This is a genomic window from Streptomyces sichuanensis (genome assembly GCF_020328095.1).
In the GTDB taxonomy this organism is placed as follows: Bacteria; Actinomycetota; Actinomycetes; order Streptomycetales; family Streptomycetaceae; genus Streptomyces; species Streptomyces cinnamoneus.
This window is the reverse complement of sequence record NZ_JAIXMK010000207.1, coordinates 1-6,795: the sequence shown is the minus strand read 5'-3', so window position 1 is coordinate 6,795 and position 6,795 is coordinate 1. Positions and strand designations below refer to the sequence as shown.

Here is a 6,795-nt window from a genome sequence, read left to right as displayed (position 1 = left end):
GGGCGTAGGGGTGGACGATCTCCTCCTCGGCCGTCTCGTGCACGGCCATCAGGTGCACCAGGAGCCGGAAGGAGTGCTTGCGCTGCTCACCGGTGTGCGCGAGGACCTCGTCGAGAAGGGTCCGGATCTCCTCGTGCTGCTTCTGCAGCAGCATCACGACGTCGTTGCTCTCCGGCCGCTGCCCCGTCGTCTCCGAGGGCGCCATGTCATGCCTCCTCACATCGTCGGTCAGGTCCGGGCCCGGGTACCCGGAGCCGTCCGGCCGACACCTGCCGGCGGGGCGTTCACGGGCGGGCGGGAGGTGCCCGGCCGGATGGAGCAGCGCCGGCGGGCGCCGGGTGCCGCGGTGTGCCACGGTGGGGCGCGGAGCCCCCCCGCCGGGGCCTTCCCCCGCCCCTCGTCCCTGGAGGCAGCCATGTCCAGCCCGGAGGATCCCGAGGAGCGGCTCCGGCGGACCCTCGACGAGGAGCGGGGCGCCTACACGGCCGGCGCGGACCGGCCCATGGGCGCCTACGCCGGGGCGATGGGCGTCTACGCCGCGGGCGTCGCCGCCCTCTCGGCCGCGGCCCGGCTCGCCCGCCGCCCGCTGCCCGACCCCACCCCCTGGGACGTGCTGCTGTGCGCCGGTGCCACCCACCAGCTCTCCCGCCTGATGACCAAGGACCCCGTGACCAGCCCCCTGCGGGCCCCCTTCGCCCGCTACCGGGGCACCTCCGGCCCCGCCGAGCTCGCCGAGGAGCCCCGCGGCCACGGCGCCCGCAAGGTGGTGGGAGAGCTGCTGACGTGCCCGTTCTGCACCGGGCTGTGGGTCGCCACCGGCCTTGCGGCCGGGATGGTCTTCGCGCCCCGCACCACCCGGCTGGCCACCGCCACCATGACCGCCATCGCCGGCGCCGACCTCCTGCACTTCGTGCGCGTACGCATGCAGCAGGCCGCCGGCGAGTAGCGACCGGCCACCGTGCGTGTCATGGACGGTCGCACCGGCCCGAGCGGCGCGGGTCCGTGCGCCGGGTGACACTGACAGGGACGTCAGGAGGTGCCCCATGGCCCGCTCGTCCCCCGACCGCCTCGACGGCGGAACCGCGCTCGTGACCGGCTCCTCCCGCGGCCTGGGCCTGCTGATCGCCCGCGAGCTGGGCCGCCGGGGGTGCCGGGTGATGCTCTGCGCCCGCGACGCCGACGAGCTCTCCCGGGCCGAACGGCTGCTGCGCGACGAAGGCGTGGCCGACGTGCGCTCACTGGCCTGCGACATCACCGACGCCCAGGCTCCGCAGCAGCTCCTGGCGGCGACGAAGGAGGCGTTCGGCGGCCTGGACGTCCTCGTCAACAACGCGGGCGAGATCCAGGTGGGACCCCTGGCCTCCATGACGGAGGAGGACTTCCGCAGCGCCATGGAGACGATGTACTTCGCCCCCCTGCGCCTCGTGCTGGCCGCCGCGCCGGAGCTCCGGGCCTCCCGGGGCCGGGTCGTCAACGTCAGCTCGCTCGGCGGCCGCGTCGCCGCCCCCCACCTGCTGCCCTACGTGGGCGCCAAGTTCGCCGCCGCCGGCCTGTCCGAGGGGCTGCGCGCCGAGCTGGCCGGTGACGGCATCAGCGTCACGACGGTCCTGCCCGGCCTCATGCGCACCGGCTCCCACACCGCGGCGCGCTTCAGCGGCCAGGTCGACCGGGAGTACGCCTGGTTCGCCGCCGCGGCGGGCCTCCCGGTGCTGTCCATGGACGCCGAGCGGGCGGCGAGCGCCGTCGTCAGGGCCGCCGAGCGGCGCCGCCCGGAAGTGATCCTCAGCCCCGTCGCCAAGGCGGCCGTGCGGTTCGCCGGCGTCGCCCCCGCCACCACCGGCCGGCTGCTGACCCTGACCGCCCGGCTGCTCCCGCGCAGCGGCGACGCCCCCCGCCACAACGTGCCGGGACGGCAGGCCGCCCGCGGCGTCGATTCCGCCCTGCTCCGCCGGATCACCCGGCTCAACGACCGCGCCGCCCACCGGTTCAACCAGCAGACCGGCTGAGCACGGCACCGGGACGCCCCCGGATGCTCCTGCCGCGCGCCATGTGACCCGCAGCACCCCCGACACCCCGGCGCCCGGCGCCCGCAAGGGGCCGCCGCGGCAGGGTGACCGACCGCACAGCGCGCGAACTTCTCAACGCCGGGAAGCGCTTGTGACGATGACGGGGACGTCGGCGCGACCCCACCCAGGAGCGTCGGGCCACGGCGTCCTCCCGGCCCCCCGCCCGCGGTGACCGACCCGGCGGGGGTCTTCGACGCCCGGAAGCCGCAGACCGCCCCCACGGGCGGAGCGTGCGACGGGGCGACGTGCCGGCCTGCCGCCGACCCCGACCCCCGGACCGGACCTTGCGCCCTTCCTCCGCCGCCCCTGCCCTGCCCGCCTCCACCACGCCGTCCGTCCCCGCGCGGCTCGTGCGCGCCCTGCCCGGCCGCCGCAAGGCCGCCGGGGGCGGCGACCGCTCCCCGTGGCGCTGCCTGCGCAGCCGCAGCATGCGCTGGTGGTCCGCGGCCAACCTCGTGTCGAACCTCGGCACCTGGATGCAGCTCACCGTGCAGAACCTGCTCGTCCTGCAGCTGACCGGCTCGGCCGCCACCACGGGTCTGTCCCTGTCCGTCCAGGCCGCCCCCGGCCTGCTCTTCGGGCTGCTCGGCGGAGCCGTCGTCGACCGTCTGCCGCGCAAGCTCACCGCGGCCGTCAGCCAGGCCCTGCTGGCCCTGGTGGCCTTCGCCACCGCCCTGCTCGTGGCCTTCGGCATGCTGAACGTGCCGCTGCTCATGGTCCTCGCCGGCATCACCGGCCTGATCGCCACCGTCGACGGCCCGGCGACGGCCCTGCTCGGCAACGACCTGGTCCCCGAGAAGGACGTTCCCTCCGCGATCGCCCTGGGCTCCGTCGTGCACAGCGTGGGCCGGCTGGCCGGCACCGCCCTCGCGGCGGTCGGCATCGCCACCATCGGCACCGCCGGCGCCTACGCCGTCAACGGCGTCTCGTTCCTGTTCGTGACCGCCGTCATCCCCTTCCTGCGCCTGCAGCCGCACGCACGCGCCGACGCCGCGGCCGCCGCGGCCGCGCCGCGCGGCGACGCCGCCGGGAAGGGCGGCGGCCTGGCGTTCTTCCTCAGCCGCCGCAGCCTCGTCGCCCTCGCCGTGATCGCCGCGGTGAGCGCCGTCCTGGGCCGCAACTACCAGCTCACCCTCGCCACCCTCGTCACCGGCCCGCTGCACGGCGGCGCCGGCGCCTACGGCCTGGTCTCGGCCCTCCTCGCGGCCGGCGGCATCGCGGGCGCCGTCCTCGCCGGTCGGCTGCACAGGCCGACCGTGCGGCTGGTGGCCCTGCTGGCCGCGGCCGGCGGACTGCTGCAGATCGTGGCCGGCTTCAGCCCCGTGCTGCTGATGCTGCTGGTCATGGTCGTCCCGATGGCCATCGTGGAGTCGGTCTCCGACACCGCCACCACCACCGTGCTGCAGACCGACCCGCCCGCCCACATGCGCGGCCGCGTCCTCGGCGTGTGGCGCAGCGTGAGCACCGCCTGGGGCCTGGCCGGGCCGCCGCTGCTGGGCCTGCTGGTCCAGACGGCGGGCGAGCGCGGCGCCCTGATCCTCGGCGGCGCCGTCATCGCCGGCGTGATCGGCGCGGGTGCCCTCGCCCACCGGCGCCGCACCGCCCCCCGCCCGGCCACGGTCCTCGTGCCCGAGCCGGCCTACGGGACCGCGGCCTGAGCGGGAACGGTCACACGATCGCCGCCCAGATGATGAAGAGCACGAACATCAGCACCACGCACACCCCGATCACGACGACCGGGCCCTTCGCCCAGCCGCGCGTCGGGTTGTAGGTCTCCCGCGGGCCCGCGCCCGCGGTGCTGTCCTCGCCGGGCGGCGTCTCGCCCGGCGGCACACCCCCGCCACCCGGCTGCCCGGGGGTGAGCGGTGCGCCCGGATCGGGGCCGGCACTGGTCATGAGGACACCTTCCTTCCCGTCTCGTTCCGTCACTCTCCACAGTGGCACCGCCGGACGACGGGCCACCGCGGTCACGCGGTCAGGACCTCCTGACGGTCCAGGGCATCGAGGACCTCGTCGGGGCGTATGCGGAGCAGCAGCGGGTCGGGCTGCCGGCCGTGCGGATCGCCCGGCGGCCCGGGATGCCACAGCGCCGTGTGGCGCGCGGACGGCGGCGGCCCCCATAGAGCGGGCGCCACGGGGCCGAAGAGGGTCACGCTGCGGGTGCCGTGGGCCACGGCTAGGTGGGCCACGCCCGTGTCCCCGCTGACCACGGCCGTGGCCCCGGCCACCAGGGCGGACAGCTCCCCGACGTCCAGGCCCCCCGGGAACGTGCGCGCCCCGGGCACGGCCACCTGCGCCACGAGCTCCTCCTCACCCGGCCCGCCGGTCACCGCCACCGGCTGCCCCCGCGCCAGCAGCCGCCGTGCCACGGCGGCGTAACGACCGGCCGGCCAGCAGCGCGCGGGCGAGCCCGCACCCGGGTGCAGCACCACGGCGCCCGGAGCGGGGGAGGGGTCCTCGGGCGCGGGCAGCGCCAGGTCCGTGGCGTCGGCCGGAATGCCGTACGCGCGCAGCAGCCGGCACCAGCGCTCCCGCTCGTGCTCCTCCGCCAGCCACCGGGGCCCCGCCACCTCGGGCGTACCGGGGTGGGCGAAGGCCAGCAGCCGGCCGGGCCGCAGGTCCGACAGCAGCCGGTGGCTGGCCGGCCCGTTGCCGTGCAGGTCCACGGCGACCTGCGGCGGCGGCCCCCGCCACGCCAGTCTCCGCGGCACCGCACGCCCCGGGGCGGCCGCCGGCAACAGGGTGTCCACGGCGCCCGACGCCGCCGCCACGGACGCCAGGGCGGCGGGCGCGGCCAGCACCAGCTCATGGCCCGGGAACCCCCGGCGCAGCGCCCGCAGCGCGGGTACGCCGGCGAGCAGGTCGCCCAGGCCGAGCGCCCGCAGCACCAGCACCCGGGGCCGGGCCGGGCCCGCCGCCGTCACCGCCCCTCCGGGCGGGAAGCGCCGGCCGGGGCCCGCGTCCGCCGGGCGACGGCGAGGCTGTCCGCCGCCCGCTCGGCCAGCAGGGTGCTGGAGCGGCCGTCGAGGTAGGGCAGCAGCACGGCCTGGCCGCCCCACGCCGCGAGCCGGGCGGCCTCCGGCAGCTGCTCCACCGCGTAGTCGCCGCCCTTGACCCAGATGTGCGGACGCAGCCGGGACAGCAGCGGCTCGGGCGTGTCCTCCTCGAAGACCGCGACGGCGTCCACGCACTGCAGGGCCTGCAACACCCTGATCCGGTCCGCCAGGGTGGTCAGCGGCCGGCCGGCGCCCTTGCGCCGGCGCACCGAGGCGTCGGAGTTCAGGCACACGATCAGGCAGTCGCCGATGCCCCGGGCCTGCTGAAGCAGGCTCACGTGCCCGGCGTGCAGCAGGTCGAAGCAGCCGCCCGCGGCCACCACCGTGCCGCCCGCCGCCCGCACGCGCCGCGCCAGCTGCAGGGCGTCCGCCGCGGGGGCACCGGAGGGAGGGGCCGCGGAGGACGGGACGGCCGTGACGGCGCGGGCCCCGCCTTCGGCGACGTACCGGGTCGCGGCCGCCACGGCCCCCTGCACGGCCTCCGCCGGCAGCGCGCCGTCGCCCAGCAGCCCGGCCGCCGTCGCGGCGAAGCAGTCACCGGCCCCGCACGCGTCACCGCTGTGCTGTGCGGCCGCGGGGACGAGCATGGGGCCGTCGCCCTGGGAGAGCAGGGCGCCCCGCCGGCCCAGGGTCACCGCCACGCACACCGCCCGCCAGCGCCGCACCAGCTCCGCCGCCGTCCGCGCCACCGCGCCGAGCGCCTCGCCGTCGTCGTCCGTGCCGCCCCCGGCGAACCGGCGGGCCTCCTCGCCCGTGGGCGTCACCAGGCGCGCGCCCGGCACGGGCGGGCGGCCGCGCGGATGCGGGTCCCACACCAGCGCCGCGTGCGGAGCGAGCGCGGCGAGCACGTCCCGCAGCACCTCCGCGGTGCCCCGCGCGTAGTCGGACACCAGCACGACGGGCGCCTCGGCCAGGGCCCGGCGGGCCCGCTCCGTACCACCGGCCGCCCGGCCCTCGCCCCGGTCCAGCCGCACCACCGGCCGGCCGCCCGCCATCACCCGCGTCTTCTCCGCCAGCGGTCCGTCCAGCGGCAACGCAACGATCGTCACCAGCGGTTCGAGCAGCGCCCGCACCTGCCGGCTCGCCGCGTCCGTGCCCAGCGGGGCGACGAGCGTCACGGCCCGGCCCGCCCGCGCCGCCAGGAACGCGGCCAGCGCCGCGCCCCCGGGGCGCAGCAGCTCCCGGCAGCCGTCCAGCACGGGCACCGGCGCGTCCGGCGCGAGCCGTTCCGCCGTGCCGACCAGGTCCCGGTCGAGCAGCGCGTCACCGACGACCAGCAGCGGAGTCCCGTCACTCATGAGGCGTCCCCTTCACGGGCGTTGTCGGACGGCGCCGGGTGCGGTGTCCGGTCACGGACCGCAGCCGAGCGCCGTGTCGAAGGCGTCGCACATCATGTGCACCGCCACCAGGTGCAGCTCCTGGACGGTCGCCGTGGTGGCGGCCTCCACGCACAGCCGCTCGTCGCCCGCCTCCGCGAGCGGGTTGGGCGCGGGACCGGTCAGCGACCACACGGCCGCGGCGGCCTCGCGCCCCGCCGCGGCCGCCCGCAGCAGATTGGGGCTCGCCCCGCTCGTCGACAGCAGGATCAGCACGTCCCCGGGCCGGGCGTGCGCCCGCACCTGACGGGCGAACAGCTCGTCCGCCCCGTAGTCGTTGACGATGGCCGTACAGCT

The 6,795-nt window shown here is 77.7% G+C and carries 7 protein-coding genes and 1 pseudogene; 3 read left to right on the top strand and 5 right to left on the bottom strand.

Annotation, left to right across the window (positions count from 1 at the left end):
• Positions 1 to 205 (bottom strand): annotated as a pseudogene (locus tag LE181_RS31050) (hemerythrin domain-containing protein); the annotation flags it as partial.
• A gap of 210 nt (positions 206 to 415) precedes the next feature.
• On the opposite strand from LE181_RS31050, the gene LE181_RS31045 reads away from it, so the two are divergent.
• The 3 genes from LE181_RS31045 (at position 416) to LE181_RS31035 (ending at position 3,724) form a co-directional block, all read left to right on the top strand.
• Entirely contained in the window at positions 416 to 946 is a 531-nt protein-coding gene (locus LE181_RS31045) for a DUF1360 domain-containing protein (protein WP_225664878.1), read from the top strand.
• Between the two features lie 97 nt (positions 947 to 1,043).
• On the top strand, positions 1,044 to 2,006 hold the full coding sequence (locus LE181_RS31040) for an SDR family NAD(P)-dependent oxidoreductase (RefSeq protein ID WP_225664877.1): 963 nt from the start codon (positions 1,044 to 1,046) through the stop codon (positions 2,004 to 2,006).
• Between the two features lie 488 nt (positions 2,007 to 2,494).
• Positions 2,495 to 3,724 (top strand): MFS transporter, encoded by a 1,230-nt coding sequence (locus LE181_RS31035; protein ID WP_372458551.1) that lies wholly within the window; start codon positions 2,495 to 2,497, stop codon positions 3,722 to 3,724.
• Between the two features lie 10 nt (positions 3,725 to 3,734).
• Here LE181_RS31035 and LE181_RS31030 read toward each other — a convergent pair whose 3' ends face one another.
• The 4 genes from LE181_RS31030 to LE181_RS31015 all read right to left on the bottom strand — a co-directional run.
• Positions 3,735 to 3,962, bottom strand: a complete 228-nt coding sequence (locus LE181_RS31030; protein WP_225664876.1) for a DUF6480 family protein — start codon at positions 3,960 to 3,962, stop codon at positions 3,735 to 3,737.
• 71 nt (positions 3,963 to 4,033) lie between these two features.
• Positions 4,034 to 4,990, bottom strand: coding sequence for a glycosyltransferase family 9 protein (locus LE181_RS31025; RefSeq protein ID WP_225664874.1), 957 nt, complete (start codon positions 4,988 to 4,990; stop codon positions 4,034 to 4,036).
• A complete protein-coding gene (locus LE181_RS31020; protein WP_225664872.1) occupies positions 4,987 to 6,420 on the bottom strand; it encodes a PfkB family carbohydrate kinase in 1,434 nt (477 codons plus the stop codon). Before LE181_RS31020 ends, LE181_RS31025 begins: the two co-directional genes overlap by 4 nt.
• A gap of 51 nt (positions 6,421 to 6,471) precedes the next feature.
• The coding region (locus tag LE181_RS31015; RefSeq protein WP_225664870.1) for an SIS domain-containing protein at positions 6,472 to 6,795 on the bottom strand (324 nt) is incomplete at its 5' end.